This window comes from Streptomyces fumanus (assembly GCF_014655295.1).
GTDB lineage: Bacteria > Actinomycetota > Actinomycetes > Streptomycetales > Streptomycetaceae > Streptomyces > Streptomyces fumanus.
In genome coordinates this window covers 112,494-124,558 of record NZ_BNBI01000001.1, presented here as the reverse complement: position 1 = coordinate 124,558, position 12,065 = coordinate 112,494, and the positions used below count along the sequence as shown (strand labels likewise).

The following is a 12,065-nucleotide window of genomic DNA, read 5'->3' as shown; positions in this document are numbered from 1 at the left end:
GGCCGGCCGGGCCGCGGGGGCAGGACCTGCTGACGCCGCCGGCGGCGGCTCAGTCGAGGGCCGTGCCTTCCGCCAAGGCGTCCAGCCCCGGGCGGAAGATCTCGTTCTCGAACATGGCGCGTTCGGCGCCCCCGTCACCGGCGGTGGGGCGGAAGGAGGCCGACCAGTGCACTTCACACCGTTGGGTACCGGTAGGCCGTACCTCGATGCGCGCGCGGTAGTCGGTCACCGGAAAAGGGTGGCTGACCAGCACGTATTCCTGGATTCTCGCCTCGCTGTCGTTGACCAGCAGGTGTTCGGTGATGCTGTGGCCGTCGCTGGTGCGGAGCTGTCGCGTCGCCGGTCCGGGGCCGGGCCCGCTGTCGGTGATGGCGGGGTGCCACGAGGCGATGGCGGCGAAATCCGCGACATCGGCCCAGACGGAGTCGGCCGAGCGGTCGATCGCACGATGGGCACGGGCTTCCATGAACCCTCCTCTCCGGTCTGTTCGCTGTGTGTGCCGGCCCGCCTCGCCTGCTTCACAGCAGCGTGTAGTCGCGGGTGTCGAACCCCGGGGCGACCACGCAGAGGAAGAGGGCGTAGGAGTGCAGCGTCAGCCGGGTGCACTGCCAGGTCCCGGCCGGCACGAGGAAGTGTCCGCTCTCCCAGGCGCGCGATGCGAGTCCGTGCGTTCCGGGTGGAGCGGGACGGCCCAGCAGATGGCCGCGGGGCCGGTGGTCCGGCGCGCCCGGTGGGGCGGTACTGGTGAGCAATGAGGCGGGCCCGCCGTCTTGCCATACCCATAACTCATCGGACCCCACGCGGTGCCACCGGGCCTCCTCTCCCGGCTCCAGCAGGTACTGGATGGCGGTGCCGGCCGCCCGGTCGGAACGACCGTCGAGCGGACTCACCGCTTGGTCGGACGTCCACACCTGGCGGTAACGGCCTCCCTCGGGGTGCGGCTGCATCAGGTTCCGCAGTGTCGCGGGAGCCTGGTCACCGGGCTCGTCCGTGGTCACGTTCACTCCTCCGTCCGGTCGAGCGCGGCCAGCTCGGGTTCGCCGGTGAGGTAGGTGCTGTACACCTGGTGCCCGGGGGAGGGCCGGTCCAGCGGTATCTGGCGTGCGGCGGCGGCCAGCCGGGCCACCTCGTGCTGGATCGCTCCGCTGAGTTCGTGCAGGCCCGGCGGAGGGCGCCGGGTCACGAGATCGGTGACGGCGAGGGCCTGGGCCGCGAAGGAAAGATCCATGGCAGCGTCGGCGTGGCCCGATCCGCCGGCGGTGTTGACCGGGTTGCCGCCCGCCAGCAGCAGCCTGCGGCGCCCTGCGGCGTCGGTGTACTCCTCCACATCCGGCCTGATGGAGCGGCGGCGGCCACTCGTCGCGGCGAGCGCGGTGACGTCGATCTCGGTGGTTCCGTGCCCGGCGTTGGCGAGGATCGCCCCGTCGGGCAGTTCCGTCAGGTGCTCGGTGCGCACCACCCGGTGGCTTCCGGTCGCGGTGAACAGCAGATCCGCTTCCCGGCAGGCTTCGATCAGGGACAGCACGCGGTAGCCCAGAGCGTTCGCCTCCAAGGCACGGAACGGGTCGATCTCCGTCACCACGACCTGAGCACCTGCTCCCCGGGCCCGCTCGGCGATGCCGCGGCCCACATGGCCGAAGCCGGCGATCACCGTGGTCGAACCGGTCAGGGACACATTGGTCAGGGCCACCACCGCGTCCAGGCTGCTGGCCCCGGTGCCATGCCTGTTGTCGAACGTGCTCTTGAGCGCGGAGCCGTCCACGGCCATCACCGGTACCGACAGGCCGCGCCGCTCGGCGTAGCTCCGTAACCGCTTGACCCCGGCGAGAGTGTGCGTGCACGCCCCGATCAACTCACCGAGCTGGTCACGGCGTTCAGCGTGCAGCAGACCGAGCAGCGCGTCGGCCTCGTCGATCACGACGTCCGGACGCCGGTCCAGGAGCGTCGCCGCACCCGCGAGTCCGTCGTCGTCCTCCACCAGTTCCACGCCGGGGAGTTCCGCCACCCACCGGGCGACTCCGCCCGAGGTGGACGCGGAGTTGGAACCGGTGACCACCAGGCGGGCCCCGGCGTCGTGGTAGGCCAGCAGCAACGGCACGGTGGAGGGGAGCAGGTGCAGGTCTGCCGCGATCAGTATCCCGTCGAGGGGTCTCTGGGCGGCGAATCTGCGTCGCAGCACCCGCATGACCGGCATGGCGCCCGTCGCCAGGTGGATACGTCCCTCTGTCTCGTCCACGGCGAAGGCTCCCGTCTTCCGATCACGGCATCGCTGTTCGTCACCGCAAGTGGGCCGGTACTGAAGAGGAGAGGGCGACGTATCCGGTCCTCGTCAAGGATGGCATCCATTGCGTCGTTGTCGCCATATAAGCTCGTAGATCACCTTTGTCCGCAGGCGCAGGGTGCCGTTTGCCGCGAGGGCGGTGACCGGCAGGAGGCCGCGGCCGGACCCGGACGTGGTGCCGGGGGCCGGCGCGGTGGGCGGGGACTGGTCCCCCGGCGGGTGTGCGCCGATGCGCCCGGCGAGGGCCCCGCGCAGGGCCATCCGTTGTAGGTTCCTGCCATGAAGCAGGGTAAAGACGTCGAGAACCCCGAGTCGCGCTTCTTCGCGGTGCTGCTGGCGGCGGCGAAGCTCCCGGGGGTGCGCATCCAGAGGGAGGCGTATCTCCGCAGCGCGCTGGCCCGTCACTGCTCGGAGGACGACATCCGCAGGGCGATCGAGGAGACGCCCGCAGCGGCGGGCATCGCCGCCGAGATTCTCGACAAGGCGGCCAACGACTCCATCCGGTACGAGACCGCCAAGGTCAGCGCCCTCTCCGCCGCCGCGGGGATACCCGGCGTCCTCGCCCTTCCCGCGACCGTGCCCGCCGACACGGCACAGTACGTCGGCCACATGCTGCGTATCGCGCAGAAGCTCGCCTACCTCTATAGCTGGCCCGACCTGTTCTCCGAGGAGGGCGAGGACACCGACGACGCGACCAAGGCGGTGCTCACGCTGTTCTTCGGCGTGATGGTCGGCACCAAGTCGGCGAACACCGCGGTGGGGAAGGTCGCGGGGCTGATGTCGGAGCAGGTCGCCAAGAAGCTGCCGCAGAAGGCGCTCACGCAGGGTGTCGTCTACCCCATCGTGAAGAAGGTCGCCGCCTACCTCGGCGTGCAGATGACGAAGGAGACGTTCGCGAAGAGCGTCGCGAAGGCCATCCCTCTCGTAGGGGCCGCCGTCTCCGGCACCCTCACTTTCGCGACGTATCTGCCGATGGCCAAGCGGCTCAAGAAGCACCTCGCCGGCCTGCCCCTCGCGGAGCCGTCACACCGGGTGTCCGACGGGGATGTCATCGACGGTGAAGTCGTGGAAGAGTACGAGTCGTTCTCCGATGCCACGGCCGGCGAGCTGGAGAAGCCTCAGTCCTGACCGCTCGCACGCGCTCCCGTCACCACTGTCGAAGCGCCGGATACGCGCGGCGGAGCCAGGGGAGCGATCTCCCGCTCGAAGAACGCGGGGAAATCCTCGCCGCGTTCGTAGAGCGCGTCGAAGCCCGCGTTCGTTTCCCGGATCAGTGAGCGGTCGGTGTAGCGGTTGGCTCCGTCCGCGTTTCCCTCGCCGTCGTAGACGACCTCGTACATCACCACATCGCCCAGGATGACCACTTCCGGCACCGGGCGGCTTTTCTCGACGTCCGTGATGTCCCGGGCGTCGAGGATTCTGATGTCATCGCCCAGGTCGACGCGTACCCGCAGGACGAACAATTCCCACTGCACGTACGGTGTGACCGGGAATTCGACCACGCGGAGGCGGCGGTGGGAGACTCCCAGGCGCTCCGCCCGGCGGAGTTCCTGCGCGTACTCCTCGCGGCCCTCGTCGGCCAGGCGCACCGCCCTGTCCCAGTCGCCCGCGGCGAACGCCTCCCAACTGGCGAAGCCGCGTTCGGCGAAGTGCTGGCCGCGCTCCAGCTTGTTCAGGAAACCGATGCCGCTGGTGTAGATCCGGCCGAGATCGGCGTGGTACGTGGGCCGGTCCAGGCGCTCGCCGACGCCGGTGGGGAAGGAATCAAACACTGGGGATGTCCGGTTTCGCCGCGATGAGCATGTTCCTGGGGATGACCACGAGACGCTCGTCCGAGCTGATCGAGACGCCCTCGGGAAGGTTCTCGCCGAGCGACTTGGTCAGGTCGCGGCCGATGACGGCGATGTCCCCGTTGGTGAGTTCCCAGATGTCGGGGCATTCAGGAGTTCCCGTGGTGTTCCCGAGTTCCTGAGGTGTTTTTCCCAAACGCCTTTTGAAATGCGCGTTCGGGTCCGCTTCCCACGGCCTGACCATGCGCACCGCCCCCTCGGTCGATCGGAGGCCCCACTGTAGCCCGCAACCGGCTGCCCCGGCCATGTGTCGGACCTGGCCGCCGAGGGTAATGGCGAGGATTGGCTCCTCCATGTCTGATGTTACGCAGGGATAAAATGATATTGACTGGACGGGCAGCAGCGGGCGGCCCTGTGGGTCAACGCCGCCGACCGGGCGAGCCTGCGCGGCGGCATGCTCGCGGTGGCCGCCGACCGAGGGGCGGGCGACGGCGAACTGCTGGCCGCCCGCAACGGCCTGCGTCCCGCCGCCGACCTCGTCTGGCGGTACCTCGACCACTCCGCCGAGCCCTGGCTGCTGGTCCTCGACAACGCCGACGAGCCGGAGATCCTGCGGGACGGCAGTTGGCTGCGCACCAGCCCGCGCGGCGTCGTCCTGGTGACCACCCGCCGGGCGGCGGCCCGCTGGTGGCCGGGGGCCGAGCTCCAGCACATCGGGGTCCTGCCGCGCGAGGACGCCGCGCTCGTACTGCGCGACCTCGCCCCGCACAGCGGTACGACGGAACAGGCGGCGCGGATCGCGGACCGGCTCGGACGGTTGCCGCTCGCCCTCACCCTGGCCGGAGGCTTCCTCTCCCACCAGGTGCTCGACCCCTGGACGATGGACGCCTACGGGAACCAGCTCGACGGAGACGAACGGGTCCAGTTGATAGACCGCGGCGCCGACGCGCTGTCCGAGGCGGACCCGCGGCACCTGGTCGGCCTCACCTGGCAACTGACCCTCGACACGTTCGAGGCGCGCGGACTGCCCGAAGCGGTCGTCCTGCTGAGGCTGCTGGCCCGGTTCGCCGCCGAACCCCTGCCGCTGGCCCTGCTCAACCACGACGGCATCGGCGGCGTCCTGCCCCGGGCCCGTACCGAGACGGCGCTGCGGGCCCTGCTCGACCAGTCGCTGTCCGAACTGGTCGACGTGGTCGGCATGCGGTGCGTACAGAGCCACGGCGTCCTGCTCGACAGCGTCTTCGCGGCGACCCCCGCCGAACTGGCGCCCGCCCTCGACACGGTGGCCGTCCGGCTGCTCGACGCGGCCGTACCCGCCGTACCCGACGCCGGACCGCACGAGCCGCGCCTGCGGCTGCTGGTGCCGCACGCGCTGGCCCTGCTGCGGCACGCCGGTGAACTGGCCGTCGCCGCCGACGCCCTGGCCACCGCGGCGAAGCTGTCGGTCGCCCTGCACCGGACCGGTGACTACCTCTCGGCCTGGGAGACGTCACGGACGGCGGCGGACCTCGGACAGCGCAGGCTCGGCGCGGACGACCGCAGGGTGCTGGCCGCCCGGTCCCGGGCGGGGCGGGCCCTGTTCCGGCTGGGCCGGTTCGCGGAGGCCGAGTCGCTGCTCCGCCGGGTCCGCGCCACGCAGGAAGACCGGTTCGGCGCCGGTGACCCCGACACCCTCGACACGTCCTACGGCCTCCAGCTCGTGCTGGCCAACCTCGGCCGGCGGGAGGAGTCGATCGCGTTGCTCAGGGCCACCGCCGCCGGCCGGCGCTCGGCCCTGGGCGCCGCGCACCCGCTGACCCTCCGGGCCCGGGCCAGCCTGCTGGAGATGCTGCCCGCGGCCGAGATGGTCACCGAGGAGGACGGCGCGCTGCTGTCGCTGCCCGCGGAGTGCGAGCGGCTCCTCGGCCCCGACCACACGGTGACCCTGGGGGCCCGGCACAACCACGCGTGGGCGCTGTACCTCCTGGGCCGGTTCGAGGAGGCCGACGGCGAGATCCGGCTGGTCGCCGAGGCGTACGAGCGGCGCTTCGGGCCCGAGTACCCGCTGGTGCTCGCCGCCCGGCAGATGCTCGCCCGGACCCGGGCCGCGCTCGGTCACCGGGGCGAGGCGATCGGGCTGATGACCGATGTCGTCGCGCGCCGGGAACGCGGGCTCGGTCCCGAGCACCCCTTCACGGTGGCCGGCCGGCGGCTCCTCGACACCTACCGGGCGGGGTGACGGCGTGACGGCCGGGCGGCGGCTCTCGCGGAGGTCAGCACCAGCGCGTGCGCGGGCAGTTCCAGTCGCCCCCGTGCGAGTCGCCGTCCGAGGAGTCGTCGTCGGAGTGGTCGGGGAGGCCGTTCGGCGTGGTGGTGGTGCGGTCGGGGTCGTCCGGGTACGGGTCGCGGTAGTCGGGGTCGCCGTCGTCGTCCCGGTCGGGGAGGTCGACGGCGTGGCCGCGGTCGGAGTCGGGCTCGGGGCAGCCGTTGGCCGGGTCGGTCAGGCCGACGGTCACCCAGGTGTCGACGGTGACGTCACCGCCCTTCGCGGGGTCGGTCGCGCACACCCGCCAGTCCTCGTACTCGCCCTCGTCGGGCAGCCAGTCGTTGCCGTACGCCGTGTCGGCGCGCAGGTGGTGTTCCGGTACGACGTCCAGGGCGAGGATCCGCGCGCGGGCCGTCTTCCACGTCTTCCAGGCCAGGTCCGGCATCCGCGGCCACGGCACGGCGGCGCCGTCCGTCTCCGGGCAGGGGGCGCCCGTCTTGACCGCGCCGAAGTCGATGGTCTTGGTGCCGCTGGACGTCCAGCCCGTCTTCTGGAAGCAGACGGTCCAGTTCATCCGCATCATGATGCTCTTGCCGTCGTCGGACGCGTTGTGCTCGTCCACCCCGAAGCCCGCCGCTTCCGCCTTCTCCCGGGCCTCGTCCAGCGGCAGGCCCCGGTAGTCCGCCGGGGCCGGGGGCGGCGGGGAGGGCCGTTCCCGCGAAGGGGTGGGCGTGGGGGTGGGGGAGGGGGCGGGGATCGCCGTCTGTGTCCGGGCCACCGGGTCGGGCTCGCCGTCTTCGGGCGGGTCCGGCAGCACCGCGCCGAGCAGTGCCATCGCGGCGATCGTCGCGGCCACCTTCGCCGCCTTCTGCCAGGGGCTGTCCTTCCAGACCAGGACGATCGCGGCGATCAGCGCCAAGAAGCCCAGATACTGGTTGAGCAGACCGAGCAGGGGGACGGCGAGGACGTATCCGACACGGGCCGGCGTGGACAGCCAGCGGGGTGTGCCGGGGGCCGGCGGGCGGGACATGGCGCTGTTCTTTTCTGCGGGAGCGGGCCGCAGGCGTACCTGCGTTCGAGTGAGCGCATCGTACCGAGATACGTGGATACGGAAGCAGTGACTCCGGAACAGTCACTCCGGAACGGTCACTCCCGAACAGTCACTCCCGGCCGCGCCCCAGCAGCCCCCGAGGGACCGTCACGTCACCAGCGGGTCCCGCTCGGCCCGCGAAGCCTCCCGTACCCGCTTGTTGCGGGCGCCGACCACCACCGCCGTGGCCGCCGCCGTCACCGCGAGGGCCACCGGCACCATCCAGTTGCGGTTGACCGCGTGACCGAGGACGTGGTCGAGGGAGAGCCGACCCGGCCCGGTCACCGCGAGGCCGGTCGCGGTCAGGGCGAGGGACGCGGCGTACTCGTAGCCGCCCTCCTGCGCGAAGAAGCCGTTGGGGGCGTGCACCGCCGCCGCGCCCACCATCGCGCCGGTCGCCGCCGCACCGGCCGCCGGGGTGGCCAGGCCCAGCGCGAGCAGCGCCCCGCCGCCCGCCTCGGCGACGCCCGCCGCCACCGCGCTGGCCTTGCCCGGCGTGTAGCCCATGGCCTCCATCGCCTGGCCGGTGCCGGTGATGCCACCGCCGCCGAACCAGCCGAGCAGCTTCTGCGCGCCGTGCGCGGCGAGGACCCCGCCGGTGCCCAGGCGGAGCAGCAGCAGGCCGACGTCCCGTCGGTCGTAACAGCAGGTCATGGTGGCTCCTCCAAGCGGACGGCGGCGTCGGGTCACCCCCTGCCGTCCACCGTGGCACCCCCCGCCCCGGCCGACCTCCCGCGAGCCCGGCCGGGGCCGCCGTTCGGGTGGTGCCAGGGGTGGACCGGGTCGGCCCTGTGGTCGGGCAGGGTGGCGCCGAGCACGAGAACCGGGCCGGGATTCATGGGCGTACGGCAACCGCTCCGCGCTCCGGCGCGTCCCCCCGGACCCCCCCGGCCGGGCGCGGAACGGCTGCCGCCCTCTCCCCCCTCGCTGTGGTCCCTGGCGGGCGGTGACGCCCGGTGAGCACGCACCCGGAGTGTGAAGCTCCGGTGGAGGAGAGTTGAGCATAGTTCCACTTCCGGCCGGAGTGAAGCGGATGTTCATCTTTCGGTCGTGACGATGCGCGGACCGTCCGGGTTCAGCCGCGCCCGATGTACGGCATCGCCGTCGCCAGCACGGTGGCGAACTGCACGTTGGCCTCCAGTGGCAGCTCCGCCATGTGCCGCACCGTGCGCGCCACGTCGGCCACGTCCATCACCGGCTCGGGCACGACCTCGCCGTTGGCCTGGAGCGCTCCGGTCTCCATCCGGGCCGTCATGTCGGTCGCCGCGTTGCCGATGTCGATCTGCCCGACCGCGATGCCGTACGCCCGCCCGTCCAGCGAGAGCGACTTGGTCAGTCCGGTCAGGGCGTGCTTGGTGGCGGTGTAGGCGACGGAGTGCGGGCGGGGGGCGTGCGCGGAGATCGAGCCGTTGTTGATGATGCGGCCGCCGCGCGGGTCCTGCTCCTTCATCTGCCGGTACGCGGCCTGCGCGCACAGGAACGCGCCGTTGAGGTTGGTGTCCACCACGTGCCGCCAGGCGTCGTAGGGCAGGTCCTCCACCGGCACGCCGCCGGGGCCGAACGTACCCGCGTTGTTGAACAGCAGGTCCAGCCTGCCGAAGCGGTCGCGCACGGCGGCGAACAGGCCCGCCACGTCGCCGGGTTCGCAGACGTCGGCGCGGACGGCGAGGGAGCTGCCGTCCGGGAGCAGGGCGGCCGTCTCCTCAAGGGGCCCGGTGCGCCGGCCGGCCAGCGCCACCGACCAGCCCGCGCGGCCCAGTTCGACGGCGATCGCCCGGCCGATGCCGGAACCGGCGCCCGTGACCACGGCGATCCTGTGCTGTCCGGACATCTCGTACGTCCCCTCGTCGGTGCTGCTCACGGTGTTCATGGACGGCAGCGTAGGGGGAGGACCACCGTGCATCCGACCGTCACAGTCCGGTCATGTCCGCGCCAAGCGATGGTCGTCCTCGACCCATCGAATGCCCCCTGCAACCACCGCAAGGGGAGGACCGGATGACACCCGCGCAGCACCAGCCCCAGCACGCCCCCGAACTCCGCGCCGCCGCCCGGCACCTGGGCCGCCGCCGCTTCCTGACGCTCACCGGCGCCGCCGCCGCGCTCGCCTTCTCGGTGAACCTGCCGGCCGCCGGCACCGCGAGCGCCGCCGAACTCGACGCCGCGCGGATCACCGCCGACCCGTTCACCCTCGGCGTCGCCTCCGGCGACCCGCAGCCCGGCTCCGTGCTGCTCTGGACCCGTCTGGCGCCCGCCCCGTACCAGGCCGACGCCGGACTGCCCGCCCAGCGGGTCACCGTCTCCTGGGAACTCGCCCTCGACGAACGCTTCCGACGGGTCGTCAGACGCGGCACCGCCACCGCCCACCCCGAGTTCCAGCACACCGTGCACGTGGAGGCCGACCACCTCCCGCCCGGGCACGTCTTCTACTACCGCTTCAAGGCCGGCCGCTGGATCAGCCCCACCGGCCGCACCCGCACCGCCCCGCCCGAGGGCGCCCGGGTCAAGGACCTCACCTTCGGCCTGGTCTCCTGCCAGCGCTACGACCAGGGCTACTACACCGCCTACCGGCACCTCGCCGAGGAGGACGTGGACGTCGTCTTCCACCTCGGCGACTACCTCTACGAGTACGCCGTCAGCGCCGTCGGCGGCGCCCGCGCCTACCCGGCCGGCACCCTGCCCGCGCTGTTCAACCACGAGACGGTGACGCTGGAGGACTACCGGCTGCGGTACGCCCTCTACAAGTCCGACCCCGATCTGCGCGCCGCGCACGCCGCGCACCCCTTCGTCGTCACCTGGGACGACCACGAGACCGAGAACAACTACGCCGACGACACCTCCGAGTCCGAGGGCCCCGCCGAGGAGTTCCTGCTCCGCCGCGCCGCCGCCTACCGGGCGTACTGGGAGAACATGCCGCTGCGCCGCCCCCAGCTCCCCGACGGCCCCGACCTGAGGCTCTACCGCCGGCTGCACTGGGGCCGGCTGGCCCAGTTCGACGTGCTCGACACCCGCCAGTACCGCTCCAACCAGGCGTACGGCGACGGCTGGCAGTACCCCGGCCCGGAGTCGGAGGACCCGCGCCGCACCCTGACCGGGGACGCCCAGGAGCGCTGGCTGCTCAAGGGCTGGCAGCGCTCGGACGCGGTCTGGAACGTGCTGCCCCAGCAGGTCACCTTCTCCCGCCGGTACAACTCCACCACCCTGCCCTCCAAGGTCTCCATGGACTCCTGGGACGGCTACCCGGCCTCCCGGGACCGGGTCCTGGCCGGCGCCGAGGCGGCCGGCGTGGAGAACCTCATGGTCCTCACCGGCGACGTGCACGTGCACTACGGCTTCGACATCAAGCGGGACTTCGACGACCCCGGCTCCCGCACCCTGGGCACCGAGATCGTCACCTCCTCCATCACCAGCGGCGGCGACGGCACCGAGAAGCCCGCCAACTGGAGCACCTACCTGGCCGCCAACCCCCACCTGCGCTTCTACAACGGGCTGCGCGGCTACGCCACCGTGTCGATGAACGACCGGTTCGCGCGGGCCGACTTCAAGACCGTCTCCCGCGTCACCACCCAGGGCGCGCCGCTCACCACCGCCGCCTCCTTCGTCACCGAGGTCGGCGACCAGGGCCTCACACCGGCGTGACGGCCGGTTCCTCGCCGGGGTAGCGGACGCCGACGCGCTCCCGGATCGCGTCCAGCGTCCGCATCACGGCAAGGGTGCCGTCCAGCGGGACCAGCGGCGACTCGGTCTCCCCGGCGCGCACCGCCCGCATCACCTCCCGGGCCTCGTGCCGCAGGCTGGCCCGGGGCCCGTCGGCCGGGTCGGCCGTGAACTCCTCCGCGTCACGGCCGTCCCGGTGCAGCACGAACCGCTCCGGGAAGAAGAACCCGTCCGGTACGTCGATCCGGCCCGCGGAGCCGGTGATGCAGGCCGCGTTGGCCGTGCCGCCCACGATGGAGCAGTGCACCGAGGCCAGGGCGCCGCCCTCCCAGGCCAGCAGCGCGCCGGTCTGGAGGTCGACGCCCTCCGGCGACAGCACCGCCCGGGCCGTCACGTCCGACGGCTCCCCGAGCAGCAACTGCGCGAAGGAGACCGGGTAGACGCCCAGGTCGAGCAGGGCCCCGCCGCCCTGCGCGGGGTCGCGCAGCCGGTGCGCCGCCGGGAACGGCCCCGCCAGCCCGAAGTCGGCCTGCACGGTACGGACCTCGCCGACCGCCCCGTCGTCCACCAGCGTCTTGAGCCGGCGTACCAGCGGGTTGCAGTACATCCACATCGCTTCCATCAGGAAGACGCCGCGCTCCCTGGCCAGCGCGACCAGTTCCGCCGCCTCCCGCAGGTTCAGCGTGAACGGCTTCTCGCACAGCACGTTGCGGCCCGCCTCCAGGCAGAGACCGGCGGCGGCCCGGTGCGCCGAGTGCGGGGTGGCCACGTACACCACGTCCACGTCCTCGTCCCGCGCCAGCGACTCCCAGTCGCCGTACGCCCGTTCGATGCCGAAGCGGTCCGCGAACGCCTTCGCCGACTCCGCGCGGCGCGAGGCCACCGCCACGACCTCCGCGTCCGGCAGGTCCACCAGGTCCGCCGTGAACCGCTCCGCCATCCCGCCGGTCGCCAGGATCCCCCAGCGCACCTTCCGTCCGGTCACCCGTGCCCACCCTCACTCAC

The 12,065-nt window shown here is 72.3% G+C and carries 12 protein-coding genes; 3 read left to right on the top strand and 9 right to left on the bottom strand.

Annotated elements, in window-relative coordinates; all coding sequences use genetic code 11:
- Positions 1 to 49: 49 nt before the first annotated feature.
- From IE316_RS00545 to IE316_RS00535, 3 genes are read right to left on the bottom strand one after another with little or no spacing between them, the layout of a single operon-like run.
- Positions 50 to 466 carry an SRPBCC family protein gene (locus IE316_RS00545; protein WP_190202058.1) on the bottom strand — a complete coding sequence of 139 codons (417 nt, stop codon included), beginning with the start codon at positions 464 to 466 and terminating at the stop codon, positions 50 to 52.
- Between the two features lie 52 nt (positions 467 to 518).
- A complete protein-coding gene (locus tag IE316_RS00540) occupies positions 519 to 998 on the bottom strand; it encodes a cupin domain-containing protein (RefSeq protein ID WP_190202057.1) in 480 nt (159 codons plus the stop codon).
- A 2-nt stretch (positions 999 to 1,000) separates the two neighbouring features.
- Positions 1,001 to 2,236, bottom strand: coding sequence for an adenosylhomocysteinase (locus tag IE316_RS00535; RefSeq protein WP_190202056.1), 1,236 nt, complete (start codon positions 2,234 to 2,236; stop codon positions 1,001 to 1,003).
- A 324-nt stretch (positions 2,237 to 2,560) separates the two neighbouring features.
- Between IE316_RS00535 and IE316_RS00530 the strand changes: the two genes are divergently transcribed.
- Positions 2,561 to 3,409, top strand: a complete 849-nt coding sequence (locus tag IE316_RS00530; RefSeq protein WP_190202055.1) for a hypothetical protein — start codon at positions 2,561 to 2,563, stop codon at positions 3,407 to 3,409.
- Here the strand turns inward: IE316_RS00530 and IE316_RS00525 are convergent.
- Both IE316_RS00525 and IE316_RS00520 read right to left on the bottom strand, forming a co-directional pair.
- The gene (locus IE316_RS00525) at positions 3,400 to 4,053 is read right to left on the bottom strand and encodes a DUF6879 family protein (protein ID WP_190202054.1); all 654 of its coding nucleotides are present in this window, start codon (positions 4,051 to 4,053) and stop codon (positions 3,400 to 3,402) included. The genes IE316_RS00530 and IE316_RS00525 overlap by 10 nt on opposite strands.
- Entirely contained in the window at positions 4,046 to 4,315 is a 270-nt protein-coding gene (locus tag IE316_RS00520) for a hypothetical protein (protein WP_190202713.1), read from the bottom strand. The genes IE316_RS00525 and IE316_RS00520 overlap by 8 nt, the downstream gene beginning before the upstream one ends.
- A 210-nt stretch (positions 4,316 to 4,525) precedes the next feature.
- On the opposite strand from IE316_RS00520, the gene IE316_RS00515 reads away from it, so the two are divergent.
- Positions 4,526 to 6,289: a tetratricopeptide repeat protein gene (locus IE316_RS00515; RefSeq protein ID WP_229910136.1), complete on the top strand. Its 1,764-nt coding sequence runs from the start codon at positions 4,526 to 4,528 to the stop codon at positions 6,287 to 6,289.
- 34 nt (positions 6,290 to 6,323) lie between these two features.
- Here IE316_RS00515 and IE316_RS00510 read toward each other — a convergent pair whose 3' ends face one another.
- The 3 genes from IE316_RS00510 to IE316_RS00500 all read right to left on the bottom strand — a co-directional run bounded on the left by IE316_RS00510 (position 6,324) and on the right by IE316_RS00500 (position 9,276).
- Positions 6,324 to 7,346: a PASTA domain-containing protein gene (locus IE316_RS00510; RefSeq protein ID WP_190202053.1), complete on the bottom strand. Its 1,023-nt coding sequence runs from the start codon at positions 7,344 to 7,346 to the stop codon at positions 6,324 to 6,326.
- A gap of 168 nt (positions 7,347 to 7,514) precedes the next feature.
- Positions 7,515 to 8,060 (bottom strand): DoxX family protein, encoded by a 546-nt coding sequence (locus IE316_RS00505; RefSeq protein WP_190202052.1) that lies wholly within the window; start codon positions 8,058 to 8,060, stop codon positions 7,515 to 7,517.
- Positions 8,061 to 8,481: 421 nt separating this feature from the next.
- Positions 8,482 to 9,276 carry an SDR family oxidoreductase gene (locus IE316_RS00500; RefSeq protein WP_229910135.1) on the bottom strand — a complete coding sequence of 265 codons (795 nt, stop codon included), beginning with the start codon at positions 9,274 to 9,276 and terminating at the stop codon, positions 8,482 to 8,484.
- A 125-nt stretch (positions 9,277 to 9,401) separates the two neighbouring features.
- Between IE316_RS00500 and IE316_RS00495 the strand changes: the two genes are divergently transcribed.
- Entirely contained in the window at positions 9,402 to 11,042 is a 1,641-nt protein-coding gene (locus IE316_RS00495; protein WP_190202051.1) for an alkaline phosphatase D family protein, read from the top strand.
- On the opposite strand, the gene IE316_RS00490 is transcribed toward IE316_RS00495, so the two are convergent.
- A complete protein-coding gene (locus IE316_RS00490; RefSeq protein ID WP_190202050.1) occupies positions 11,029 to 12,045 on the bottom strand; it encodes a Gfo/Idh/MocA family protein in 1,017 nt (338 codons plus the stop codon). The two genes, IE316_RS00495 and IE316_RS00490, sit on opposite strands and share 14 nt — an antisense overlap.
- Positions 12,046 to 12,065 lie beyond the last annotated feature (20 nt).

Excerpts from the sequence above, each read along its gene's own strand:
- IE316_RS00545 (WP_190202058.1), bottom strand. The coding sequence starts at position 466 with ATGGAAGCCCGTGCCCATCGTGCGATCGACCGCTCGGCCGACTCCGTC.
- IE316_RS00495 (WP_190202051.1), top strand. The coding sequence starts at position 9,402 with ATGACACCCGCGCAGCACCAGCCCCAGCACGCCCCCGAACTCCGCGCC.
- IE316_RS00520 (WP_190202713.1), bottom strand. The coding sequence starts at position 4,315 with ATGGTCAGGCCGTGGGAAGCGGACCCGAACGCGCATTTCAAAAGGCGT.
- IE316_RS00515 (WP_229910136.1), top strand. The coding sequence starts at position 4,526 with ATGCTCGCGGTGGCCGCCGACCGAGGGGCGGGCGACGGCGAACTGCTG.
- IE316_RS00510 (WP_190202053.1), bottom strand. The coding sequence starts at position 7,346 with ATGTCCCGCCCGCCGGCCCCCGGCACACCCCGCTGGCTGTCCACGCCG.
- IE316_RS00505 (WP_190202052.1), bottom strand. The coding sequence starts at position 8,060 with ATGACCTGCTGTTACGACCGACGGGACGTCGGCCTGCTGCTGCTCCGC.
- IE316_RS00500 (WP_229910135.1), bottom strand. The coding sequence starts at position 9,276 with ATGAACACCGTGAGCAGCACCGACGAGGGGACGTACGAGATGTCCGGA.
- IE316_RS00530 (WP_190202055.1), top strand. The coding sequence starts at position 2,561 with ATGAAGCAGGGTAAAGACGTCGAGAACCCCGAGTCGCGCTTCTTCGCG.